Source organism: Novosphingobium sp. AAP93 (assembly GCF_001296055.1).
GTDB lineage: Bacteria > Pseudomonadota > Alphaproteobacteria > Sphingomonadales > Sphingomonadaceae > Novosphingobium.
The window spans coordinates 16,585-40,265 of the sequence record NZ_LJHZ01000039.1 but is presented as its reverse complement, the minus strand read 5'-3'; the positions used below and the strand labels follow the sequence as shown (position 1 = coordinate 40,265).

Below are 23,681 nucleotides of genomic sequence, written 5' to 3'. Positions count from 1 at the left end.
GCGCGCAAGTGCGACGGGTGCCGCACGATTCAAACGTTGCAAAAGCAACAAAAGCGACACTGTGTCGCTTTTCGTTTTCCGCCGCAAACACCTGATAAATTTCACTTTTATTTGCGAAAAGCGACAGGTTGACGCATTTGGGCGGAGCGCAGGCCGCGGGCAAGGTGGATGGACAGGATCAAAGAGCGCGAGCGACCGCAGGTCACCTTCGCTGCCTATCGCACAACCGGGTCCTGTAGGAAAATCATGGCCAGCCGCAGGCCCGCAGCGGCAGGACAGTCCTTCGACAAGCTCAGGACGGATGGGCCGGGGGGCATCCGGTATGATGCAAAGAGAATCCAGCGTCTGATGGCAAACCCTGATCCGGTGATGGACGTAACACTGTTCTAACCCGCGCCTGCGAAAATCCGGCCCATGCAGACACCTGGCCTTCCATCGCAAGACCTCGATTCGATCCTGCGGCGCGAGTTGCTGCCGGGCGAGCACCTGCTGTGGAGCGGCAGGCCTCAACCCGGCAAACTGAACGCGGCGTTTGCGATCTGGTTTTTCGCGATACCATGGACCGCCTTCGCGCTGTTCTGGGAAGCGATGGCGTTTCTGCCGTGGGTGGCGAGTACGCACACGCCATCCGGCATCCAGTGGAGCTTCGGGATCATTTTCCCGCTGTTCGGCCTGCCGTTCATCGGCGTGGGCCTTGGCATGCTGTGGATGCCCTTCGGTGCCCGCCGCAAGGCCGCGCAGACAATCTATGGCCTCACCGACCGCCGCCTGATCCGCATTTCCGCCGGCAGGAAGCGCGAGAGCGCCAGCGTGATGCTCGGTCAGATGGGCCCCATCGATGTCAGCGCGGATGCCGACGGCTGCGGCACCTTGCGCGTCCAGACCGGCACCGGCCGCGACAGCGACGGCGACCGGGTGACCGAGCGTTTCGAGGTCCTCGCCGTGCCTGATGTGGCGCGGCTGGAAAGCTTGCTGCTGGAGCGGCGGGCGGCAGTTCAGCTCTGAACACGCCCTCCCCCGACCCCTCCCCCCTTCGACAAGCTCAGGATGGGCGGGAGGGGAGCAGGTTACTTGAGCAGCGAGAGAACGTTCTGCTGGGCCTGGTTGGCCTGCGCGATCATCGCGGTCGAGGCCTGGCTCAGGATCTGTGCCTTGGCCATCGCGGTCGTCTCGGCCGAATAGTCGGTATCGAGAATGCGGCTGCGCGCGTCCGAGAGGTTGGTCACGTTGTCGGTGAGGTTGTTGATCACCGATTCGAGGCGGTTCTGGCCCGAGCCGAATTCGGCACGCGCGACGTTGATCGCGGTGAGCGCGGCGTCGACATTGTCCATCGTCGTGCCGGCGAGCGTTGCCGTGCTGACGTCGATCGCCTGCGGGGTGGTCGCCGGATCGTAGGTGGTGTTGGTGCCGCCGAAGAGCTTGGTGCCGTCGATCGCCTTGCTGCGCAGGTCCACCGTATCGGTGGTGTTGCTGCCGGTCTGGATCGAGAAGGTCGCGTCGTCGGAGCCGTCCGCAGCAGGCGCGGCGCCGACCACGGTGAACAGCTTGGTGCCGTTGAAGGTGGTCTTCTCCAGCACTTCGCTGACCTGCGCCGTGAGGTTGGCGACTTCGGACTGCATCGAAGTGCGGTCGGTATCGGTATATGTCGCCGACTTCGCCTGGATCGCCAGTTCGCGGATGCGCTGCAGCATGGCGGTGACTTCGTTGAGCGCGCCGTCGGCGGTCTGCGCGAAGCTGATGCCGTCGTTGGCGTTGCGGATCCCCTGGCCCATGCCCTTGATCTGCGAGGTCATGGTGGTGGTGATCGCAAGACCGGCGGCGTCGTCCTTGGCGCCGTTGATGCGCCTGCCGGTCGAAAGGCGTTCCATCGCGACGCCGGCCATCTTCGAGGCGCTGTTGGACGCATTCGAGGCACGGATCGCGCTGATATTGGTATTGATGACTGCCATGATGCCCATTCTCCACTATGGGATGGGGCGTGAGGCCCCGTTCATGTCCCGCAAGGCCAGAACGGCCGAACCTTGCCGGGTTTAAGGCAAGCGCCCTGCCATGCGGTGTGAAGCCCATGGGGGAAAGCACGTAAGGCCCCGGCTTGCCCCGCTCCGGGCTTTGCTCTCTAGTGGAATGCGATGGCCGCAAGTTCCCTCCCCGCGATCCCGATCCCGGCTGTTCACGCCAGCCACAGCGGGTGCTGGCTGCGGGACCATCTGGGTACGCGGCCGGTCGGCAAGGGCGAGGCGATCATGGCGGCCGCCGATACGCCGCTGCTGCTGCTCAACGCGCCGCTGATCGCGAGCCGGCTGGGCTATCCGGACCTTTCGGGGCTCGATCTGCTGGAACTGTTCGCGTTCGTGCATCCGGCGCGGTTCATGGTGCCGACGCCCAAGGGGCTGGCGCAGGCGCTGGGCCTCGCCGAACCGCGCAGCGATGATGGGGTGCCGGTGCTGCTGCAGGCGGCGGCAGAGGCCTTGCTGGCGACCTGCGAAGACCCGGCCTGGCCCGAGCGCGAAGGCGCATGGAGCGCGCTGCAATCGCTGGTTCGGCTGCGCTGGCCCTGGGCGGGGCTGCTCGCGCCGAAGATTGCCCAGCCGCAGCGCGCCGAGCGCTGGCTGTTTGCCCGCCTGCCGGAGTGGGAGGAGGCGCCCGAGCGGCCTCAGCCTGCGCAGATCGTGCTGGACGACGATGCGATCACCGCGCGGCTTGCCGAACTGACCGGCAGCAGGGCCGAGCAACGTCCGGCGCAGCAGGCTTATGCGCGGGCGGCGGGGGCGATGTTTGCGCCGCGCAGCGGGCAGCGCCAGCCGCATATGGTGCTGGCGCAGGCGGGGACGGGCACCGGCAAGACCTTCGGCTATCTCGCGCCCGCCTCGCTCTGGGCCGAGCAGTCGGGCGGGACGGTGTGGGTTTCGACCTATACCAAGGCGCTGCAACGCCAACTGCGGCGGGAAAGCCAGGCTGCGTTTCCGCCTGAGCGGGCCAATGGTCAGGGGGGACGGACGGGGCCGCCGGTGGTGGTGCGCAAGGGCCGCGAGAATTACCTCTGCCTGCTGAACCTCGAGGATGCGCTGCAGGGCGGGTTTACCGGGCGGCCCGCGATCATGGCGCAACTGGTGGCGCGCTGGGCGGCCTATTCGCAGGACGGCGACATGATCGGCGGCGATCTGCCCGGCTGGCTCGGCACGTTGTTCAGAAAGCGCGGGATCACCGCGCTGACCGACCAGCGCGGCGAATGCGTCTATGCCGGGTGCCCGCATTTCCGGAAGTGCTTTATCGAGCGGGCGGCGCGGGCTTCGGCGGGGGCGGAGCTGGTGATCGCCAACCATGCGCTGGTGATGATCAACGCGGCGCGGGCGCGCGAAGTGGCGCAGCGGCCGACGCGGATCGTGTTCGACGAAGGGCACCACGTGTTCGAGGCGGCGGACAGCACTTTTGCCGCCGCGCTGACCGGCGCGGAAACGGTGGAACTGCGGCGCTGGGTGATCGGGCCGGAAGGCAGCCAGCGCGGGCGGCGGCGTGGTCTTGCGGCGCGGCTGGCGGATGTGGCGAGCTATGACGCGGATGGTGCACGCGCGATTGCCGATGCGCGCGAGGCGGCGAGTGCGCTGCCCGGCGACGGCTGGCTGGCGCGGATCGTGGAAGGTGCGCCGTTCGGCCCCATCGAGGACTTGCTGGCGGAAACCCGCGAACTGGTGCTCGCACGCGACGAGAGTGGCGGGCAGGAAGCGGGCTATGGGCTGGAGACCGAGGCGGCGCAGCTGGGCGGCGCGTTCATCGAGGTCGCGGGCCGTGCGCAGGAGGCGCTGGAGGCGCTGCGCCAGCCTCTGATGCGGCTGGCGCTGCGGTTGGAAGCGCTGATCGAGGACGGGCCGGACTGGCTCGACGGGCCGGCGCGGGCGCGGATCGAGGGTGCGCGCGGCGCGATTGGCTGGCGGACCGATCTGCTTTCCGGATGGGTCGCCTTGCTGGCGCGGCTAGGGGGGCCAGGCGATCCGGAATTCGTCGACTGGCTCGCGCTGGAACGTTCCGAGGGGCGCGAGTGGGATATCGGCCTGCACCGGCGCTATCTCGATCCGATGAAGCCCTTTGCCGAGGCGGTGCTGGCAGGCGCGCATGGGGTGATGATGACCTCCGCCACGCTGACCGACGGGGCTGAGACGAAGGCCGGCGACTGGTCTGGCGCGGTCGAGCGCAGCGGGGCGCCGCAACTGGGCGTGCGGCCTGAGGTGTTCGAGGCGGCGAGCCCGTTCGACTATGCGAAGAATGCCGAAGTGCTGATCGTGACCGACGTGCCCAAGGGCGATATCCCCGCGCTGGCGAACGCTTATGGCCGCCTGATCGAGGCATCGGGCGGCGGGGCGCTGGGGCTGTTCACCGCGATCCGGCGGCTGCGCGCGGTCTATGGCCGGATTGCCGACCGGCTGGCGCGCGGCGGCCTTCCCCTGTTTGCCCAGCATGTCGATCCGATCGATACGGGCACGCTGGTCGATATCTTCCGCGACGATCCGCGCGCCTCGCTTCTCGGCACCGATGCCCTGCGCGACGGGGTGGACGTGCCCGGCCACTCGCTGCGGCTGGTAGTGATGGAGCAGGTGCCCTGGCCCAAGCCTTCGATCCTCCACCGCGCGCGGCGGCTGGCGCATGCGGAGAAGTTCGGCGGCGGGGGCCAAGCGCATGACGACCGCATCATCCGTGCGCGCCTCGCGCAGGCGTTCGGGCGGTTGATCCGCACGGGGACCGACAAGGGGCATTTCGTGGTGCTGTCCTCCGCCTTCCCCTCGCGCCTGCTGAGCGCTTTCCCGCCGGGGACGCCGGTGCGCCGCGTGACGCTCGATGCGGCTTTACAAAGCGTGGGCGGCAGTGTTTCAGAGGGCTCCGTCACGCCCCTGCCGTTCGAGACTCGCCCTTGAAAAAGCTCGCTCTGCTGCGCCACGCGAAGTCCGACTGGTCCGACGCACGGGCGCGCGATTTCGACCGGCCCTTGAACGACCGCGGCGTGCGCGGCGCGCGGGCGATGGGCGAATATATCAAGAGCACCTGCCTGACATTCGAACGCATCCTTGCCTCTCCCGCGGTGCGCGTGGCCGAGACGATCGAGGAAGCGAGCAAGGCCTGGGGGCACAGCTTTCCGGTCGAGTGGGACCGGCGCATCTACCTTGCCAGTTCAGCGACGCTGATCGACCTGCTGCGCGAGCTATCGGGCGAGCCCGCCAGCGTGCTGATGATCGGGCACAATCCGGGGTTGGAGGACCTGATCTTCGACCTGGTGCCCGACGACGGCACCAGCCCGCTGCGCGAGGAAGTCGAAGTGAAATTCCCGACCGCGACGTTCGCGGTCATGGAACTCGCCATCGACCGCTGGGCGGATATCGACGAGCGCTGCGCGAAGCTGGTGGCGCTGAAGCGGCCGAGGGATCTGGACCCGGCGCTGGGGCCGACGCTGAACGACTGAGGATTGCGTTCGCGCAGAGGCGCAGAGGAGCGGAGACTTTTCTGGAGGTCAGCAGGCTGTGATGGAACCATCGGACGCAGTCCTGCGCAATTGTCGTCCCACATGGCTGAAAGTGGCCCGTGTGATCGCGTCCGCACACAATGAACTCGGTCTTCCAGATGACGAAGCCGGCTACGCCCTGGTTGAAGGCGAACTGCTGCGATTGATCGAGCTTGAGGAGTTGGAAGTCGCTGGAAATCCGTCCAATTGGCGGCACAGCGAGGTTCGCCTCGCAACCAGATGTTCGAATATCACCGGGCTATCCTAGGGCGCCAAACCCTCTGCGCCTCCGCGCCTCTGCGCGAACCATTCTAGATGTCTGCCGGAGAAGATACCGCCCCTCAATCCTCCAGCGCGCCCGCCAGCCTGCCCCGGACGCTCTCAAGGTGACGGCGCAGAATGCGGATGGCGGCGATGATTTCGTCTTCCGCGGGCATCGGCGCGGCGGGCGCGGCGGCCTGTGGGGCTGCCGCTGGTGCGGGAGCAGCCTTGGGAGCGCCCTTCCCCGACAGCGCCTGCCGTGCACCGCGGATCGTGTAGCCTTCGCGGTGGAGCAATTGGTCGATGCGGGTGACGAGCGCGATGTCTTCAGGCCGGTAGTAGCGGCGGCCGCCCGCGCGGGTGAGCGGCTTCAGCATCGGGAACTGCTCTTCCCAGTAGCGCAGGACGTGCTGCTTGACGCCGAGCGCCTTGGCGACTTCGCCGATCGTGCGCAGCGCGTCAGGCGCCTTCCCGTCATCGAAGACGGGAGCCAGGTTCGGCGCAGACCCTACGGTATCAACTGCTGGCAGCAATCCGGTCCTTCAGCATCTGGCTCGCGCGGAACGTCATGACGCGGCGCGGGGTGATGGGCACTTCCACACCGGTCTTGGGATTGCGACCGATGCGTTCGGCCTTGTCCCGTAGCAGAAAGGTTCCGAAACCGGAAATCTTTACGTTTTCGCCCTCGGACAGCGCTTCGCACATGTGATCGAGGATCGACTCGACCAAGGTGAGTGAATCTGCCCGCGACAGCCCGACGCGGCGATTGATGCTCTCTGCAAGATCAGCGCGAGTAAGAGTCCCTACCGAACGCATCCCCGATTCCCCCGATAAAAAACCGACAAGCTGGCTTGACACCATACAGTGTCCGATAAGCTTTACAATTGCCTTTCAGGATTATTTTATCGGCCAATGCATTGGTCTGCAACGAAAACTGTGGGTACAAAGTTTCCGTTTCGGCAAAATCAGACGCGGATGAGGCTCGCGCCCCAGGTGAATCCACCGCCCATTGCCTCGAACATCACGAGGTCACCGGGCTTGATCCGGCCATCGCGGACCGCCGCATCGAAGGCGAGCGGGACCGACGCGGCGCTGGTATTGGCGTGGCGGTCGACGGTCACGACGACCTTTTCGGCCGGCAGATCGAGTTTGCGCGCGGTGGCATCGAGGATGCGCGCGTTGGCCTGGTGCGGCACGACCCAGTCAATATCCGCAGCGGTGAGGCCGGCGGCGGCGAGCGTTTCCTCAAGCACCGCGGCCAGGTTCACCACCGCGTGGCGGAACACTTCGCGGCCCTTCATGCGCAGCTTGCCGACTGTGCCGGTGGTGGAAGGCCCGCCATCGACATGGAGCAGGTCGTTGTGAGCGCCGTCGGCGTGGAGCCGGGTGGCGAGCACGCCGGGGGCGGCCGGATCGCTCTCGTCGACATCGACCGCTTCGAGCACGACAGCACCCGCGCCGTCGCCGAAGAGCACGCACGTCGTGCGGTCCTCCCAGTCAAGCAGGCGGCTCATTGTCTCGGCGCCGATCACCAGCGCGCGCTTGGCCGCGCCCGTGCGCAGCAGCGCATCGGCAGTGGCGAAAGCATAGAGGAAGCCCGAACAGACCGCCGCGACATCGAACGCGATGCCGCCGCGGCAGCCGAGCGCGTTCTGGACGATGGTGGCGGTCGCCGGGAAGGTCTGGTCCGGGCTGCAAGTGCCGAGCACGATGAGATCGATCGACGCGGCCTCGATCCCGGCGGCTTCGAGCGCCTTGCGCGCGGCTTCACTCGCCAGCGTGGCGGTCGTTTCCCCCTCGCCCGCGATGTAGCGGTTGCGGATGCCGGTGCGCTCGACAATCCACTCGTCGGTCGTATCGACCATGGTCGACATCTCGGCATTGGAGACGGCGCGGGCTGGCAGGGCGGAACCGCTGCCGCGAATGACGGAGCGCAAGGTCATGCCGGGGTCTCCGGCGCCGGACGCACGCGGGTGGCGGCGCTGCGCATGACGTCCTGGCCGGCCTGCGCAAGGTCGGCGGCGATGCGTTCGGTCAGCCGCTCGGACAGGAGGCGCGCGGTGACCGCGACCGCATGGGCGACACCGAGCGCGGATGCACTCCCGTGGCTTTTCACGACAACACCATTGAGGCCAAGGAACACCGCACCGTTGTGATTGTTGGGATCGAGATGATGCTTCAAGAGCTCGGTCGCCGGTTTGGAAATGAGGAAGCCGAACTTCGAGCGCAGCGAGCTGGAAAAGCTGCGGCGCAGAAGATCGGCGACGAAGCGCGCGGCGCCTTCCATGGCCTTGAGCGCGATATTGCCGGTGAAGCCATCGGTGACGACGACGTCGAAATCGCCGCGCGAGAGCTTGTCCGCTTCGGTGAAACCATCGAACCGGAAGGCGAGCGCTTCCTGCGCCTGCTTGAGCATGGCGGCGGCGTCGCGCAGTTCATCGGTGCCCTTGATTTCCTCGGTGCCGATGTTGAGCAGGCGCACACGCGGTTCGGACTGGCCATGGACGATGCGGGCATAAGCCGCGCCCATGATCGCGAACTGCACGAGATTGCGCGCATCGCATTCGGTGTTGGCACCGAGATCGAGCATGACGAGATCGTGGTCGCCCAGCGTGGGCACCAGCGCGGCGAGCGCGGGACGGTCGATGCCGGGCATCGTGCGCAGCGCTACTTTCGACATGGCCATGAGCGCGCCGGTATTGCCCGCGCTGACCGCAGCACCGGCAGCGCCGCTCTTCACCGCGTCGATGGCAAGACCCATCGAGGTCGTGCGGGCACGGCGGAGCGCCTGCGTGGGCTTTTCATCCCCCGCGACGACATCCGGTGCATGCAGGATTTCGGAGGCAGCGCGCAGGTTCGGGTGAGCATCGAGCGCCTGCTTGATCGCGGTTTCATCACCGACAAGCAGGAACTTGAACTGATCGTGCTGGCGACGCGCGAGTGCCGCGCCTTCGACCATGACGCGCACGCCCACATCGCCGCCCATCGCATCTACGGCGATACGCGGCAAAGCCATAACCCGGCTGTCTCCCCCCTCAGCCGAAATCAGAGGCCGACGGCGATGATCTCGCGGCCGTTGTAGTGCCCGCAGGCACCGCACAGCATGTGCGGGCGCTTGAGCTCACCACAGTTGGAGCACTCGTGGAAGGCTTCGGCCTTCAGCGCGTCGTGGCTGCGACGCATGCCCCGGCGGGAGGGCGAGGTCTTTCTTTTGGGGACGGCCATCTCGGCACCTGTTCCTGATCTTGAAGTCGTCTACGGGCTAGCGCGATAGGCAAAACCCGCCGGATGCACAACCCCCGTGCGGAAGCCCGATATGAGCGCCCCGACGGGAATACGGCAGCCAAGCTGGAGTCGCCAATCGCGGGCGAAGGCGCGCCTATACGGATTTCTGGATGCTTTGCAAGCGCGGGGGCGCTACGAGGGCTGCAGGGTGTGACAACAAAACCAATGGGGATAACCTGAATATGACACTGCCTATTACTCTGCCGATCACTTTGGGCGCCGTTGCCGCGGCGGCCCTGATCAACATCTGGCTCTCGATCCGCTGCGGTCAGGCTCGCACATCCGAAAAGGTCTCGGTCGGCGACGGCGGCAACGACAAGGTGATCCGCAGGATGCGGGCGCATGCCAACTTCAATGAAAACGCTCCGATCGTGCTGGTCCTGATCGCCGCGCTGGAATTTGCGCATCCCGGCAGCACCGCGCTGGCGGCAGTGGCCGGCGTGTTCATGGCGGGCCGCGTGGCGCACGGGATTGGCATGGACGGCGGCAGCTTCGGCATCGTCCGCATGATCGGCACGCTGATCACGCTTATCACCCAGCTTGGCCTCGCCATCTGGGCGATCATGAGCGCGATGGCGTAACGAGCCTCACTGCATCAGATTGTAATCGCTGACGAAGCTGTTGGTCTGACGTTCCCGGCCGAAGGTGCTGTTCGGCCCATGGCCGGGAACGAACATGATGTCGTTGCCGAGCGGCCAAAGTTTCTCGGTAATGGATGCAATCAGTTCGGCGTGGTTGCCCATCGGGAAATCGGTGCGCCCGATAGAGCCCTGGAAGATCACGTCGCCGACCACGGCAAAGCGCGAGGGCTGGTGGACGAAGACGACGTGGCCGGGGGTGTGGCCGGGGCAGTGGATCACGTCGAGTTCGACTTCGCCGACTGTCACCGTGTCGCCATCGGTGAGCCAGCGGTCGGGTTCGAAGACTTCCCCCCGGATGCCCCAGCGCTTGCCGTCTTCATCGAGGCGCGAAATCCAGAAGCGGTCCGCCTCGTGCGGGCCTTCGATCGGCACGCCGAGTTCCTTGGCGAGCACGCCGGTGATCCCGCAGTGGTCGATATGGCCGTGGGTGACGAGCAGCTTCTCGATGGTGACGCCCGACTTCTCGATCGCCGCGCGCAGGCGCTCGATATCGCCGCCGGCGTCGATGAAGGCGCCGCGCATGGTCCTGGTGCACCAGATCAGCGTGCAGTTCTGCTGCAGCGGAGTGACGGGGATGATGGCGGCCTTCAGCGGCTGTTGGGGCGCGGTTTCGGTCATGGTGCTCTAGGTGGCGCGTGGAGGCGAGCAAGGCAACCCCTCCGTCACGCGCTTCGCGCGCGCCACCTCCCCATGTGTGCCCTTCGACAAGCTCAGGGCAAAAATGGGGAGGACCATTTTGATCCTCTCCATTTTCACGAAGTGCAAATGGGGAGGCGACCTGCCGCAGGCAGGTCGGAGGGGTAAAAATCCTAGACGCGACCGCCCTTCCAGACGACACGGCCGATAATGGCGACTTCGGCGCGGGCTCGCTCCATGCGCGGGTAGGCGGGGTTGTCGCTGATGACATGAAGCATGCCGGCGGAACCCGGTTCGAGCCGCTTGACCAGCAGCACATCGTCTAGCCGGATCACGTGGAGGCCGCTGCGCAAGGGCCGCGGGGAGCGGTCGACAAGGATCTCGTCGCCATCGCGCAAGGTGGGTTCCATCGAATCGCCCTCGACCTCGATCACGCTAAGCATGGCGGGTTCGAGCCCCTGCTGGCGCAGCCAGCGGCCAGAGAAGCGCAGGCGGTCGGTCGGGGCGGCGTCCTGCGCGATGGTGCCGGGACCAGCGGAGGCGCCGAGCGGAAGGCGCGGAATATCGGCCCAATCGGCGGTGCGGATGGGCGCCCCTGCCCCGCCAAGGCCGCCGACCGTCAGAACGGTATCGCGCGGGGGGGCGCCGAGTTCGGCTTCGTCCACCCCAAAGAATTCGGCGAGCGTGCGGCGGTCGTTCTCCTCCAGCTTGCGCGGGGATCCCTTGCGCACGAATTGCTGGAGATAGGCGGCATTGCGCCCGAGCAGGCCTGACAGCGCGGAAAGGCTGACCCCCCGCTCGGCCGCCAGCGCGACGAGGCGCGCGCGGGTGGGGTCCATGAGGGGTTCACTGGCCAAGGATTCACCAGATTGTTGCGTCTCGAATCGGGAATTCATCGCCTTGCTCCATATTCGAAGGATTTTTCCTAGACGTGTAGGAATAATCCGTCAACATAAGAAAAATCTTATAACGACTCACCCCGCCATAATCTTTACCTTCGGAGGTCCGGCCATGCTGATACGCAAGATCGAGCGGTTCCTTTCGCAACACGCCATGCCGCGCACGAAGTTCGGCCGCCTTGCCGCGCATGATCCGCGCCTCGTCGACGATCTGCGCAATGGCCGCGAACCCCGTCCCGCAACGCAAGCACGCGTGGAACATTTCATGAACACATACCGGAGCGCGAGCCATGTGGCTTGATCTTTTTCTCCCCGCCACCCCCATCGAGCGCAAATCGGAAGCCGCTGGCACGCCTCATCCGCGCGTGCGGATCAGCCCCGGAGAGCGGCTGCTGCGCGCGGTGGTGGCGCTGGCCGGCCCGCACGCAGAGCTGATGCAGCACAGCGAGGCCCCCTGGGCGAGCGTGACTTTTGCCGGGACGCGCCACACCATCGTGCTGCATTTTCAGGGCTGGGAAGCCTGCGATGCCGCCGAGGAGCTGATGGCGGCGCTGCCCGAGCACGAGTTCACGATTCCCCGCACGCTGGTGGCCGATGCGGCGGTGGTCCGGCTGGAGCAGAGCCTGCTGCCGGAGCCCGAGATGACGATGGAACTGGCGCTGTTGCTGCTGGATGATGCGTGATGGCCGTCAATCCTTCCACATACCCGCTCACCCTGAGCCTGTCGAAGGGTGCTGGCGCGAAGTTGTGGTTGGTGCTTCGACAAGCTCAGCACGAGCGGGTTTGGGGAATTGAAGGGGATTCGCCTTCCGCCCCCTCAGGGCCGCGCCGCCATCAGTTGCGGCGCGGTCCTGGCGCCCACCCATAGCGACATGTCCACCGCGTTGCTCACCTTGAACGGCTGGCCCGCCTTGTTGAGGAACAGTTCCTCCATTTCCTGCCGGTTGAACGGGCGCGAGCCGAGGCGGCCGAAGATCGCGATCTGGCCGCCGGTCTCGTCCACCCCGCGATCACGGTCGAGGCCCTTGGAGAGCGCAAGTGCCGGGCTTGGCGTGTGCGCCCAGGCGATGAGTTCGGGCTTGGGTTCGGGCGAGAAGCCATAGAAATTGGGCTGGCTGGCGGGCGAGGTCAGCTGGAGCACTTTCACCCCGTTTATGCCGTCCGCCACGTAGGCGAATAGCGAGGCGTTGGTGGAGGCGACGATGACGTCCTCCGCATCGGTCAGCTGGCCGCCCGCGGTGAAGGCCTGATAGATCGACGGGCGCGTCGGCGCGGTGATGTCGACGATCACGAGACCCTGCTTCTTGGCCGCGACATAGGCGTAGGTGCGCGCGAGATAGACGCGGCGCGCGTCGTCCAGCGGCACGGTGGCGGAGGGCACCGGCACCGGCTTGGCGAGGCTGGTCACGTCCATCAGTTCGAGGCCATTCGCGGTCGTCACCCAGAGGTAGCGGAACTGCACCGCCGTCGCGCGCGGATCGCGCAAGGGAACGACCGAGGTAATCTTCGGATCGAGACAGGTCTCGCCGCCCTTCTTGTCCGATACCTCGCATGGCGCCGCTGGCGACCATGGCTTGGTCAGGTGCACCGTGACGAGCGCCTTGTCGGTGACGATATAGGCGTAGTCGCCCGTCAGCGTGATGTGCCGCGCGCCCTTCAGCACGCCGTCCGGATTGAAGGTGAGCGCGCGGTGGAAGAAGTTGTTGCGGAACTCGCCATCGGCCAGCGTGTCGACGTTGACCGCGATCAGCCCCTCCACCGCATCGGTGATGAAGGCGTAGTGATAGATCGGCGAGAACGGCTGCTCCTGATTGGCCGCGCGCATGTCGGGCGTGTTGCGGGTGGGCGCGATCGACTGGTTGGTCGGCAGCGCCATGCAGGTCGCGTTGGTCGTATCGATGTGCGTGTTGTGGCCAAGCGGCGAGAACGGCGCGGTCACGATGCGTTCGGAGAAGCCCTTGTCGCCGATGGCGGCGATATCATAGGCGCGGAAGCCGCCCTTCCCTTCGGCGACATACATGTATTCGCCGCGCATCTGCAAGCAGCGCACCGCGTCCGAGGTGCCCTTCGTGATGTTGGTGAATTCCTCGCGGCCGGTGGTCTCGCCCGCCAGCTTCTTGTCGAAGATCGCGCCGCGGGTCCAGTTCTTGAGCTCGCGGCCGTTCTTCTCGACGTGCTGCCTGTAGAAATCGGGATAGGCATAGCGGTGGAGATAGCTGCCGATGACCGCCTGCGGCTCGTCCCACTCGGTGACGCGCACGGCCTCGAACCCGCCATCGAGCCCGAACCACGCGTTCATGCCGACGAAGTTGACGTAATTGGTGCCGAGCAGCAGCAACTGCGCCATGATCGCGTTGTTGTCGTCATCCTGGCTGAGGTGGCAATCGGTGCACTGCTTGGTTTCCTTCGTCCGCACGGTGTGCGGGAAGTGCGGTGCGAACGCCTGCGACGAATAGCCTGCCGAGGAGATCGGCGGCTGCTGCACGTAGATCCGCTCGCGGTTGATGTTGGTCGAGGAGAGGATCAGCGCCGAAGTCGAGCGGATCGGCGCAGTGATCGCCTTGCCGGATATCGGATTGCCTGATGCATCGAACTGCACCGGATCGGAGCCCGAGGACTTGTTGCGCTGGTGCTTGCCGAGCTGGAACATGTCGTCGCGCGCGACCTGCGGGTTATAGGTCGCGTAGTTGCGGGTGTAGTCTTCCTCGTACTTGTGCGTGGCGGACTTCCAGTTGGCCTCGATGGGGAGGTGGCAGCCCGCGCACGACGTGGTCCACGAGAGGTGGCAGGTGAAGCAGGCCATGTCGTCATCGCCATGCGCGCGCTCAGACTTGGGGACGCCGAGGCCGAAGCGGAACAGGCCGTCCTCGGCGCCCGACTTGCCCATGAGCTTGGCGCGCGCGGCCTTGGGATTGAACACCGGCTTGCCAGAGGGCTCGGTCACGCCCTGGTACTGCGGATCGACCGATTCCTTCACCAGGCTGACGCGCCACCACAGCTTGGGATCGATGATCGAGCGCTGGATGAGGACGCGGCGGCCGTTCTCGGTGCTCCACTCGAAACGGCGCTGGCCATCGGCATTGCGCAGCAGCGCGAGGTTCTCGCCCTTCTCCGGCGCGGCGAGGTTGGAGGTCATCAGCGTCGGGAAGGCATCGGGCGTGCCGTGGCAATCCTTGCAGCCGATCGAGACGGCATTGGCGACTTCGCCGTAGATCAGCCCGTTGCCGTGGCTGTCCTGCGCGAAGTGGCAATCGGCGCACTGCATGCCGAGCTGCGCGTGGATATCCATCATATGGACCGCCTTGCCGGGATTGTCCGGCCCGACATCGACGAACTTGCCTTCGCCGCCCTTGCGCCACTTCCCGGGATCATCGGGCGAGACGATGTGCGCCTTGTCGGTGCCGTAGCTCGACATGTCGCCATCATCATCAAGCAGGTTGCCGCGCCGGTCGCGCTTGAGGATCGCGCGGAAGTTCCAGCCGTGGCCGTGGTAGTCGGCGAACTGGGTGTCCTTGTTGTCCTTGTTCAAGTCGTAGACGTTGCGCAGGAATTCCACGTCGCGCCAGAGGCCGCGCGGGGACGCGCCTTCGGGGTTGCGATCGAGCACTTCGCGCTGCTCGGCCATGTTGGGGTGGAACTGTTTCTTGAACGCCTTTTCCCAGTCCGCATCGGTCACGCCGGGGGGCTTGGGCGCGGTATTCTCCGGCCCGGGCCACATGCGCGGCGCATCAGATTCGTAGTCCCACATCGTGTAGCCGAGGAACGAGTTCAGGAAGATATTGGGCTGGTGCATGTGGCAGTTCATGCACTGCGCGGTCGGGATCGCGCGGGTGAAGGCGTGGACCAGCGGGTGGCCGCGCTCGCGGTCCTCCATGGCGACCGGACCGGCGGCGTGGCCGCTATGGTCAAGGCCGGCAACGGCATGGGCCTCCGCCTGGCTCATGCGGTGCTCGTCCATCGTGCCGTGGGGCGCGCGGCCCTCGGCGGGCGAATAGACCAGTTGCTCGGCGGACTGGATCGCGCGGGCGCAGTCGCCCTCGCGGTCGGACGATTCCTCGGGGTCGGTCGCATCGCCGCCAAGGTACTTGCCGTGGCCGCCCAGCACGGTGCCGCTCACGCGGTCGTGATGCTCGGCCTTGGCGGCGTTGTAGCTGCCATAGCCGCCGCTGCGGTGTTCGCCTTCGCGCAGGGAGTTGATCGTCGGGTCCGCCGTGATCGTCTGCCCGTCGCGCCCGCATTTGGCGTAGTTCAGGCTGTGGCGCGGCTCGCGGTCGTTGGCGTAGATCACGTGGCACGAAGCGCAGCCCGAGGAGCGGTAGTCGCCCGGCTGGTCGTTGGTGCCCATCTGGAACAGGAACGGATCGTTGAGGCGCGTCTTGTGGATGTTCAGCACCGGGATCGCGACGCGCAGCCCGGTGGCGGGGCCGCGGTTGGACTGTTTCAGGTCCGGACGGCCCGGCTCCTCCAGCCGCTGGATCGAGCCGGTCGAGTTGGGCAGGCCGATCTCGGGGAACTGCGGATTGATCGTGCGGCCGCCATCCTCGAACACGCGGAAGATATCGCCCGGCGGGATCGTGTGCCACTTGGGCAGCGGATAGAGGATGGGGAGCGCGCCGCGCGCCTTCTCCGCCGGGGTGACCGTGCCCCACATCGGCTTGCCATCGGCGCCGATCTGCTTCGAGGCGGACTTCAGGAGCGCGGGTTCGCCCTGACGGGTAAAGCTCTCGCCGAACATGTAGTTCTTGAAGGGCACGATGCCGTTGTTGTAGGCCGCCCCGCCCCACAGCATGGCGCCCGTCGCCATCAGCGAGCGCTCCGAGGCTTCGATGATCGACATGTGGCAGGCGCCGCAGGAATCGCGCGCGACGCGGTAGTCCGACGGGTTCACGAAGCGGATGAATTCGGGGCTTTCCTTGGCGAGCAGCGCATAGGATCGCTTGGGGTTCGCCGAGCTGGGCCAGTTCCACGCGACCGGGAAGCGCGGCAGGACATGCGCGTCCTTCATCGCCGCGACATAGTCCATCGAACCGCGCGCCCAGCGGCGGTCTGCCATGATGCGGGTGTTGCCGCCGTGGCAATCGGCGCAGGAGAGCACGACCGCCGGGCTGGCGTGCATCGTGCGGTGGTCGCTCCTGGTGTGGCAGCTGACGCAGCCCGCATTCTGCTTGTCGACGTAGGCCCATTGCTCGGCTGCCGTATCGCCCGGCTGGCCGCGCGGCGCGGGCGGAGCGCGCGTGTAGGTGATCTTCTGCGCCACTTCCTCGCCCGAGGCCCAGAGCGCGGTCGGCACCCCCAGCGCACCCATCAACAGTGCGAGCCAGATCAGGAGGGTCTTGCGCGGCGCGGCGTGCATCATCTTGCCCATCAGAAAGCCAGCGTCAGGTTGGCGAGGACGGAGTAGAACTGCTTGCCGTGGCCGCGCTGGTCGAACAGGTCACGGAAGCCCTTGCCCGCTTCGAGTACGGCGCCGGACAGGCGGAACACCACGTTCTGCGCCGCCTTGGGCCGCCATGTCGTGGCCATCGAGAGGTCCCAGCCGATCGACTTGGGGATCGAGCCTTCGTTGCGCAGTTCCTGCAGCACGGCGGTGTTGGCGAACCACAAGTGGTTGGCATTGGCAGTGAGGCGGAAGTTGGGGGTGAGATCGAAATCGGCGCCAAATCCGGCCAGCGCGGTGCCGGGGTTGAGGAAGTTCGACTGCCCCTGTTCCTTCGACGAGCGCAGCGAATTGAGGATGCCGTTGCGCCCGTTGACGCCGATCACGCGCCCGCCGCCGGCAAACGGGATCGACTGGCGGATCCAGTAGGACGTGTCCGCCCCGGCGAACTGCGGGTTTTCGAAGATCGCGTCGAAGCCGGTTTCGGTGTTGTCGTAAGGATCGCTGTCGCCGGTGGCGTAGAGCGCGGAGGCGCGCAGGCGCGCCCAGTTGCGATCATAGCTCAGCTCTGCCGCGCCGAAGAAGGACTGGATGCGGGCGGGCTCGCTGGTGAGGAAATTGTTCCGGTCCTTGCCGAACGCGCCGTAGAACTGGCCAGTGAGGTTGAGGCGGCCGATGTGCCCATCGACGCCATAGCCGACATAGAACACGCGGTACGTGCGCGGGCGCAGGTCGCCGATCAGCGCCGGGCGGACCGGGAAGCCGTTGGCATCGGTGGTGATGCGCGTCTCGCGGTTGACGTTGTAGGTCAGCGAGAGCTGGCTGGTGAGGCCAACGACGGGGAAATCCTGCCGATAGACATTGGCGGCGAAGACCCAGTCCTTGCGCAGCGGCGCCGCGATGTTGTTGAGCCCGGAATTGGTCTCTTTCTCGATCCGCCAGAAATAGGCGAGATTGAACTGCAGCCGGTTGTTGTCACGGTTGCCGAACAGGCGCACGCCGAGCTGGTTGTCGTTGAACAGGAAGCCGCGGAAGTCCGCCTGGAACGGCTGGATGCCCACGCGCAGCGAGACGAAATCGAACCGCTTGGTATCGAACGCGCCGAGGTGGTAGTCGATGAAGGCTTCCTGCAGGCCGATGAAGCCGTCGGTGCGCTTGGTGCCCTTGGACGGCTCGACAAAGAGCACGCGGCGTTCAGGCACTTCGACGTGGTTGATATTGCCCGCGATGGCGACGCGGTATTCGACGACCGGCGGCTTGAACGCGGTCTCACCCTTGAGCAGCGAGAAACCGGCAATGAAGGTCTGCGAGAGGACGAGGCTGTTGCTGCGGCCGAAGGTGTCGTTGGAATCGGGATCGGTCGTCGTCTGGTTGCCGACCGGGATCGGGAAGCTGCGCGGCTCGACCACCGTATCCGACACGGCATTGGCGATGAAGTACCAGTCGTCGCCCTTCAGGAAGCCCGGCTTCTTGCCGGCGGCGAGCGGGCGGTCGCCCTTCAAGGTGTTGTGGTGGAACGGATCGCGCTGCGAGTGGCAGGCCGAACGGAAGCGCGAGGCCAGCAGCCTGCCGAAGGTATCACCGCCCTTGGCCGCCGGGCAAAGCGACGACACGATGCGCCAGCGATCGGGCAGGCCGGTATCGAGCACGAGATCGGACGGCGAGCCTTCCCCGTCCCACTTGTCGTAGAAGGCTTCGGGCGGCGGGGCGTTCACCGCGCCGGGATTGTCCTGCTCGACTTTGTCCGGCAGCGTCTTCTGGTAGCCGGGGCGGCGGCGGCCATCGATCAGCGCGCCGTCTGCCGTTGTCGGATCAACCGTCGGCGCAGGTTCCGGTGCCGCTGTGGTGGGTGCAGGCGGCGCAGCCTCCCCCGCTGCCGGGGCGGCGAGTGCCAGCATTGGCGCGAGGAGCGACGCGAAAAAGCTCACAGGCCCTCGCAGACATTCTGGATCGAGGTATCGAGGAACGGCGCGAAAGGGCAGCTGATGTAGCGCAGCCGCACGCCGACACCGACGTTCACGACGATCCGGTCGGAGCGCATGGTCTTGGGCGCATTGCTGATCCCGCCGACCTTGAGGCCGCCGTTGTTGACGCCGAGGAAGCCGATCATGTTGTCCTGATCGATGCCGTCACCCGAAACGCCGATGGCGCCCACCAGCACGTTGCCGCGGTAGATCGGCACCGAGCCCGAAAAGATCTGGATGCCATTGGCAAGGCGCTGCTGCCCGCTCGGCGCCAGCGGCACGTTGGTGCAGCGGTTCGAGCCGAGCGTGCGCGCGATCAGCGTGGTCTGCAGGCCGGTGGCGAAAGGGCTGAACTTCGTGATCGGCACCGAGAGCGGACCATTGGGGCGCCCCACTTCGCCATCGGGAAAGTAGGGCCGCGCGAGATTGCCGATCGCGCGGTTTGAGAAGGCGGTCTTGCCGGTGAGCGCGGTGTTGTCGGACAGGAAGGTCCGGAACGCGGCGACCGTGGGCGCGACGCCCGGATCGGGATCGGCCAGCAGCAGCTCGCCCGCGCGGCGGTTGGAGAAGAACGCCACCGTCCGCGCCTTCTGCAGCGAGACATCGGTGCCGAACATCGGCGCATCGGGGCTGCGCACCACGCCTAGCGCGGTGCCCCAGCTGTCGACGACCGAGATCGTGACCTGTGCCGGCGAATCGAGCGGGCGGCGGATCTGCGCGCGCGCGCGGCTCATGATCTTGAAGGCTTCCTCGAGGACAGCACGGACTTCCGCAGGCGTCAGCGCCGTGCCCACTTCGGCAGCATCGGCGCCGCCCCGGATCGGGAAGCGGTTGGCGCCCTTGCCGTCGCTGAGCACGAAGGCTTCGGGGTTGCTGAAATCGGCCGCCGTCGCAAAGCGCACCCCGCTGCGCTCGGTGCCATAGGCGGCACCGGGAAGGATCGCGCTGCCGGCATAGTACCCCGCAACCGGGATCAGCGCGCCTGCAGCGGAGCCCAGCGCGGCAAAGCTGGACTGGAGCGGGTGAAGCTTGCTGGCGGTCGCGTCGGAGAAGCGCAGTGTCGTCCCGTCGACCGGAATGCGGTCGGCGCGGATCGTGGGCAGCGGAGAGAAGCCCTGCAGCGCGGCGAAGGCGATGAGCTCGTCAAGGTCGTTGTCGAAATCGAGCACATTGGGATCGAAACCGTAGACCCCGTCCGCCAGCACACCGACCCCGCCGACCACCACGCCGTTCTTGTAGAGCGGGAAGCCGCCCGGGTCTGCGGCCAGCCCCAGCGGCGAGCGCTTTGGCCCGATCATCGCATCGACCGGCACCGCGGAACCGGGAAAGCGCGTGTTGAGATCGGAGCACGGCAGCTGGCTGAACTGCACCCCGAACAGCGGCCCGCTTTCCAGCCCCGGCGTGCTCGGCGCGGGCGGGAAATGCTGCTGGACGATCATGCTGGCAGTGCGGGTGGAGAAAGCATTGCCGCCGGAGGAGAGGTAGGCCCCGGTAATGGCCTTGGCGATCGCGCCCAGCTCGGAGGGGAACACGTTGGCGGGGAGCTGGGTCGGCGCGTTGATGCGCATCGTCGTGCCCGCGCCGGTCATGCGGTAGACGGCGAGCACGTTGCCCACGCGGTCGACCACGGCGATGGTCGCCTTGGCGCCGCGCGCCTTCGCCTCACCCGCGGCCTGCGCGATGATGCGCTGAACATCCGCGACCGTCAGCGCCTCGAGCGCGGGCGCCCGGTAGACGGCTGCACTGGCAGTGGTCGCGGCCAGGGGTGCAAAGCCCGACAGCACCATGCCGACAAGGGCGAGCGAGGCAGCAAATTGCCCGCACAGCTTGCGAAGGGCCATCAGCGAAGACTCCGGATAGAACGGACGGCACCGCCCAGCGCGCGGCGGAAGGCGATGGGCTGGAAGGCGTTGGGATCGCGCACCGCGGCATAGGCCTGGTTGATCTGGATGCGCAGGTTGCCCGCGCTGCCCGATGTCACCATCCCGGCGTTGACCATGCCATTGAGCAAGGTGTCGAGCGCCATGACCGACTGGACCGAGCCTTCGTAATCGGTGAAGCGCTCGGAAATCGCGTCGCTGGCGATGGTATCGATCACGGTGAACGCCTGCTCGCGACTGAACGCGGTGCCCGCAAAGCGCGCGGACAGCGCCTCGGCGGATTGGCGCAGCGCCTGCGCGGCGGCCACGGTTTCGCTGCGGCCCACGCCCATCGCGCGGTGGAACGCCTTGCTGCGCGCATCAAACGTGGCCGCTTCTGCGGGCGCGACGACGCGCGCGGCCGCCAGCAGCAGGATCATGTTCTCGTCGTTCCAGGGCGGCATGCCCGCATGGATCGGGCGGCCCGGATTGGGCACCGCGCTGACATTCGCCTCGTCGCTGTCGTAGATCCGGCGGTGGCACGAATGGCAATCGTAGAACGTGAACTCGGGGAACACCCCGTCGTTCGCCTTGGCGGGCTGCATGTAGAGCGACAGGCCCCGCGAGACCGCCTCGGCCTGCCCGATCGCCCACATCTGCATCGAATTGGTCTTGTGGCCCTTGCGCGCGACGTAATCGGCGTCCTCGTCGTGGTGCTGCTGCAAGGTACTGAAGAGGTCCATCTCGAACGCAATGCGCGGATGGCCCGCCGCCATGATCCGGTGCGCGATGAACTGGCCCTGCCCGTCGCCCGAGAGGTGGCAATCGAGGCAGACCCCGGCACGGACGCGCGGAATCGTGAGGTCGGTCATCCCCTGCGCCACATTGCGGGCGTGGCTGGTGCCAACAGTGTAGTGGGTGGCGAGCCAGCCGCCGCTCGGGCCGGCGCCCGAATTGCCGTGGCAGGCCTCGCAATCGACCCCGTCCGCCAGCTTCTCGGCGCCCTTGGAGGCGTGGCATCCGGCGCATTCGCGGACGACACCCGCACTATCGAGCCCGAGGCGGCGGGCAATGGCCTGGCCGCGCGGCTCGCCGATCACGCGCCAGGCGCGGCTGTGCGCGCCGGTGGGGGAGCTTTCCTCCTGCCAGCGCAGCAGTTCGTCCTGCCGGATCGGTGTTCCGCTGGCGACGCTGCGGCCGTGGCAGGTCGAACCGGCGCAACTGGCGACCCCCATGTGCGCGCGGCGAACCTCGCTGGCATCGGCGGATTGGGCAGAAAGCGGCGCCGGGTGCAGCGCCAGCGCTGTGCCAAGTGCGAGCAGCGCCATGGCCAGACACGCGAGGCCTGCCAGACGCGGAGTCCTTGCTCCACTGCGAAGGGCAGCCACGAGCGGCCGCGCCAGTGTCGATATGCCCCGCATTGCCCCTCGTTCCCTACGTCCGGCGCAGACTGCGGAGGAACCATTGCGGCCCTCACCGCGCGCAGGACGAGACCTAACCGGGCGACCCTTAAAGCATTGGTTACGCCAGACGACGCACCCCGTTCAAGCGCGTAATCGTATCAAGCTCCTCGTTTCACCGCAGCCCGGAGTTCCATCCAGATCGGTGCGTCAAACCCGCCGGATGACGAGATTGCGGATCTCGCTCATGTCCTCCATCGCGAAGCGCACGCCTTCACGGCCAAGGCCGGAGTCCTTGACCCCGCCATAGGGCATGTTGTCGACCCGGTAGCTGGAGACGTCGTTGACGACCACGCCGCCGACCTCGAGGTGATCCCAGGCTTCAAGCACCTTGTGAATATCACGCGTGAAGATACCGGCCTGCAAGCCGAATTTGCTGTCATTGACCTCTTCGAGCGCCTCGTTCCAATCGCTGAACCTCGAGAGGATGACGACCGGACCGAACGCTTCCTCGGTGTAGACGTCCATGTCGCGGCTGCAGCCTTCGAGCAGGGTCGCCTCGAGCATCGCGCCCTCGCAGCCGCCGCCGGCGAGCAGGGTGGCGCCGCCGGCCACTGCCGCGTCGATCCAGCCCTTGAGGCGCTGCGCTTCCTTGGCCGAGATCATCGGGCCGATGAAGGTATCGCGTGCCTTGGGATCGCCGGAGATCAGCGTTTTCACCTTGGCTGCCAGCATGTTGCGGAAGGTATCGTAGATGCTTTCGTGGATGATCACGCGCTGCACATGGATGCACGACTGGCCCGACTGGTAATACCCGCCAAATACGATGCGCGCGAGCGCGTGGTCGAGATCGGCATCGGCGTCGACGATCACCGCCGCGTTGCCGCCGAGCTCCAGCACGACCTTCTTCTTGCCCGCCTTGGCCTTGAGATCCCAGCCCACGCCCGGCGAGCCGGTGAACGACAGCAGCTTCAGCCGCTCGTCGGTGGTGAACAGATCGGCCCCGGCGCGGCTGGCTGGCAGGATCGAGAAGGCGCCCTCGGGGAGGACATCGCATTCCGCCAGCACTTCGCCCATGATGATCGCGCCCAATGGCGTCAGGCTCGCGGGCTTCATCACGAACGGGCAGCCGACCGCGATGGCCGGGGCGATCTTGTGCGCGGCAAGATTGAGCGGGAAGTTGAACGGCGAGATGAAGCTGCACGGCCCGATAGGAACGCGCTTCCACATCCCCATGTAACCCTTTGCCCGCGCCGAGATATCGAGCGGCTGGACTTCACCGTAGTTGCGCGTCGCCTCTTCGCTGGCGATGCGGAAGGTGTCGATCAGGCGGGTGACTTCACCCTCCGCGTCGGCGATCGGCTTGCCCGCCTCGACGCAGAGCGCATAGGCGAGTTCGTCGAAGCGTTCGATGAAGCGGCGCACGCAGTGGGCGAGCACATCGCGCTTCTCGTAGCTCGCCAGCCGCGCCATCGGCTCGGCCGCGCGCACGGCACCGGCAATCGCTTCGTCGATCACGTCCGGCGTCGCCAGCGCGGTGCGGAACGCGACTTCGCCGGTGAACTTGTCGGTCACGACGAGATCGGTGTTGGGTTGCACCGCCTTGTTGTTGAGATAGAGCGGGTAGACGTCTTTGAGTTTGGTCATTCTGCGCTCCGGGGTAATTTGTAGCTCAGGGTCAATGTTGCCCCCTTCCTGCTTGGCGGAACAGAAATCTCTCGGTCCCAACCAAATTCAAATCGCTTCCACATCGCCTGACAACAGTTAGGCATGGCATGACTTTCACCGCGTTTAGGAGGATATCCACCGACAACTCGATGAAGTTCGCCTGCGTTAACCTTCAAGTGGGTCTCACCTAACCGCGAAGCACG

The 23,681-nt window shown here is 66.3% G+C and carries 19 protein-coding genes; 5 read left to right on the top strand and 14 right to left on the bottom strand.

Features of this window, described 5'->3' with window-relative positions:
* Window positions 1-414 precede the first annotated feature (414 nt).
* The gene (locus IP83_RS08135; protein WP_054121710.1) at window positions 415-1,005 is read left to right on the top strand and encodes a hypothetical protein; all 591 of its coding nucleotides are present in this window, start codon (window positions 415-417) and stop codon (window positions 1,003-1,005) included.
* A gap of 62 nt (window positions 1,006-1,067) precedes the next feature.
* On the opposite strand, the gene IP83_RS08130 is transcribed toward IP83_RS08135, so the two are convergent.
* Window positions 1,068-1,949: a flagellin gene (locus tag IP83_RS08130; RefSeq protein WP_054121744.1), complete on the bottom strand. Its 882-nt coding sequence runs from the start codon at window positions 1,947-1,949 to the stop codon at window positions 1,068-1,070.
* A gap of 180 nt (window positions 1,950-2,129) precedes the next feature.
* Between IP83_RS08130 and IP83_RS08125 the strand changes: the two genes are divergently transcribed.
* Complete coding sequence (locus IP83_RS08125) at window positions 2,130-4,907, top strand: ATP-dependent DNA helicase (protein ID WP_054121709.1); 2,778 nt, start codon at window positions 2,130-2,132, stop codon at window positions 4,905-4,907.
* The gene (locus tag IP83_RS08120; protein WP_054121708.1) at window positions 4,904-5,449 is read left to right on the top strand and encodes a histidine phosphatase family protein; all 546 of its coding nucleotides are present in this window, start codon (window positions 4,904-4,906) and stop codon (window positions 5,447-5,449) included. Before IP83_RS08125 ends, IP83_RS08120 begins: the two co-directional genes overlap by 4 nt.
* Before the next feature lie 380 nt (window positions 5,450-5,829).
* Here the strand turns inward: IP83_RS08120 and IP83_RS08115 are convergent, their stop codons facing one another.
* The 5 genes from IP83_RS08115 to rpmF all read right to left on the bottom strand — a co-directional run bounded on the left by IP83_RS08115 (window position 5,830) and on the right by rpmF (window position 8,974).
* The gene (locus tag IP83_RS08115) at window positions 5,830-6,279 is read right to left on the bottom strand and encodes a MerR family transcriptional regulator (protein WP_231624968.1); all 450 of its coding nucleotides are present in this window, start codon (window positions 6,277-6,279) and stop codon (window positions 5,830-5,832) included.
* Window positions 6,266-6,565: an integration host factor subunit alpha gene (locus tag IP83_RS08110; RefSeq protein ID WP_054121707.1), complete on the bottom strand. Its 300-nt coding sequence runs from the start codon at window positions 6,563-6,565 to the stop codon at window positions 6,266-6,268. The genes IP83_RS08115 and IP83_RS08110 overlap by 14 nt, the downstream gene beginning before the upstream one ends.
* A 149-nt stretch (window positions 6,566-6,714) precedes the next feature.
* Window positions 6,715-7,692: a beta-ketoacyl-ACP synthase III gene (locus IP83_RS08105; RefSeq protein ID WP_054121706.1), complete on the bottom strand. Its 978-nt coding sequence runs from the start codon at window positions 7,690-7,692 to the stop codon at window positions 6,715-6,717.
* The gene (gene plsX, locus IP83_RS08100) at window positions 7,689-8,765 is read right to left on the bottom strand and encodes a phosphate acyltransferase PlsX (protein WP_054121705.1); all 1,077 of its coding nucleotides are present in this window, start codon (window positions 8,763-8,765) and stop codon (window positions 7,689-7,691) included. The genes IP83_RS08105 and plsX overlap by 4 nt, the downstream gene beginning before the upstream one ends.
* Window positions 8,766-8,794: 29 nt before the next feature.
* Window positions 8,795-8,974: a 50S ribosomal protein L32 gene (rpmF, locus tag IP83_RS08095; protein WP_054121704.1), complete on the bottom strand. Its 180-nt coding sequence runs from the start codon at window positions 8,972-8,974 to the stop codon at window positions 8,795-8,797.
* Between the two features lie 242 nt (window positions 8,975-9,216).
* Between rpmF and IP83_RS08090 the strand changes: the two genes are divergently transcribed.
* Window positions 9,217-9,615 (top strand): MAPEG family protein, encoded by a 399-nt coding sequence (locus IP83_RS08090; protein WP_197274317.1) that lies wholly within the window; start codon window positions 9,217-9,219, stop codon window positions 9,613-9,615.
* A 6-nt stretch (window positions 9,616-9,621) separates the two neighbouring features.
* Here IP83_RS08090 and IP83_RS08085 read toward each other — a convergent pair whose 3' ends face one another.
* The 3 genes from IP83_RS08085 to IP83_RS21125 all read right to left on the bottom strand — a co-directional run bounded on the left by IP83_RS08085 (window position 9,622) and on the right by IP83_RS21125 (window position 11,502).
* A complete protein-coding gene (locus tag IP83_RS08085) occupies window positions 9,622-10,293 on the bottom strand; it encodes an MBL fold metallo-hydrolase (RefSeq protein WP_054121703.1) in 672 nt (223 codons plus the stop codon).
* Between the two features lie 191 nt (window positions 10,294-10,484).
* Window positions 10,485-11,150 carry a S24 family peptidase gene (locus IP83_RS08080; RefSeq protein WP_082364589.1) on the bottom strand — a complete coding sequence of 222 codons (666 nt, stop codon included), beginning with the start codon at window positions 11,148-11,150 and terminating at the stop codon, window positions 10,485-10,487.
* Window positions 11,151-11,172: 22 nt separating this feature from the next.
* Window positions 11,173-11,502 carry a hypothetical protein gene (locus IP83_RS21125; RefSeq protein WP_156309626.1) on the bottom strand — a complete coding sequence of 110 codons (330 nt, stop codon included), beginning with the start codon at window positions 11,500-11,502 and terminating at the stop codon, window positions 11,173-11,175.
* On the opposite strand from IP83_RS21125, the gene IP83_RS08070 reads away from it, so the two are divergent.
* Window positions 11,501-11,893, top strand: coding sequence for a hypothetical protein (locus tag IP83_RS08070; protein ID WP_054121700.1), 393 nt, complete (start codon window positions 11,501-11,503; stop codon window positions 11,891-11,893). The two genes, IP83_RS21125 and IP83_RS08070, sit on opposite strands and share 2 nt — an antisense overlap.
* A gap of 134 nt (window positions 11,894-12,027) precedes the next feature.
* On the opposite strand, the gene IP83_RS08065 is transcribed toward IP83_RS08070, so the two are convergent.
* The 5 genes from IP83_RS08065 to IP83_RS08045 all read right to left on the bottom strand — a co-directional run bounded on the left by IP83_RS08065 (window position 12,028) and on the right by IP83_RS08045 (window position 23,457).
* Window positions 12,028-16,575 (bottom strand): hypothetical protein, encoded by a 4,548-nt coding sequence (locus tag IP83_RS08065; RefSeq protein ID WP_082364588.1) that lies wholly within the window; start codon window positions 16,573-16,575, stop codon window positions 12,028-12,030.
* Window positions 16,575-18,485 (bottom strand): hypothetical protein, encoded by a 1,911-nt coding sequence (locus IP83_RS08060; protein WP_054121740.1) that lies wholly within the window; start codon window positions 18,483-18,485, stop codon window positions 16,575-16,577. Before IP83_RS08060 ends, IP83_RS08065 begins: the two co-directional genes overlap by 1 nt.
* 26 nt (window positions 18,486-18,511) lie before the next feature.
* Window positions 18,512-20,338, bottom strand: coding sequence for a heme-binding protein (locus IP83_RS08055; RefSeq protein WP_231624967.1), 1,827 nt, complete (start codon window positions 20,336-20,338; stop codon window positions 18,512-18,514).
* Between the two features lie 53 nt (window positions 20,339-20,391).
* Window positions 20,392-21,738, bottom strand: coding sequence for a multiheme c-type cytochrome (locus IP83_RS08050; RefSeq protein ID WP_054121699.1), 1,347 nt, complete (start codon window positions 21,736-21,738; stop codon window positions 20,392-20,394).
* 282 nt (window positions 21,739-22,020) lie between these two features.
* Window positions 22,021-23,457, bottom strand: a complete 1,437-nt coding sequence (locus IP83_RS08045; RefSeq protein ID WP_054121698.1) for an aldehyde dehydrogenase family protein — start codon at window positions 23,455-23,457, stop codon at window positions 22,021-22,023.
* Window positions 23,458-23,681 lie beyond the last annotated feature (224 nt).